At 39.1% G+C, this 674-nt stretch carries 1 protein-coding gene; it reads left to right on the top strand.

What is annotated here, in order from left to right; all coding sequences use genetic code 11:
* On the top strand, positions 1-188 hold a 188-nt coding region (locus EES38_RS23240), incomplete at its 5' end, for a hypothetical protein (protein WP_208020502.1).
* Positions 189-674 lie beyond the last annotated feature (486 nt).

Genomic DNA, 674 nt, shown 5'->3' on the forward strand with positions numbered 1-674 from the left:
AACGCGGAGAAATACCTAACAATGGAGAAGGCGCGAACAATGAATTGAATGGACTGGGTTTGATCGGATGGCATGGCTCGTCCATGCAGGCGTGGTCCATCTCAATGTTACTTTATATATTCTATTCATATTCAATATTTAACGCGGAGAAATACCTAACGATGGAGAAGGCGCGAATTAGGAGTTGAATCTACTGGAGTTGATCGAGTGGCATGGCTTGGCCATGCAGGCGTGGTCTCTATTCATATTAAATATATTGTTCYTTCTCTARCCTAACCTYGTTCTWCATCATGTATTGGTAATTGATACGATACAGTRAGTTGGYGTARTCGATGGTGTGACWTCCACGTAAGATCTTATAGATTAGGCAGTTATATCATGACAAATCTACAATTTYAGGATTAGGTCTATTATTAGAGCAGTACTAATATCATAGTAGACCATAATTCCACAAATATACGGTTAAGGAGGAAAAAATTGTGTAGAGTATGAGGATCAAGTACAGTTGTGTCAAATACTCTTTTCTGGTTTGATCTAAGTTCGATTAACCTATCTTTCGAAAACACCTTAGTTCTATTTCTCATCCCAAGGGAAAATTATCAACTCGCTCACTGTTTGACTTACAATCAGTGACGACTAACGCTGTCAGCTGTCAACGATAGTCCATGGATGTC

The organism is Vibrio viridaestus, assembly GCF_003856525.1.
GTDB classification, from domain to species: Bacteria; Pseudomonadota; Gammaproteobacteria; order Enterobacterales; family Vibrionaceae; genus Vibrio; species Vibrio viridaestus.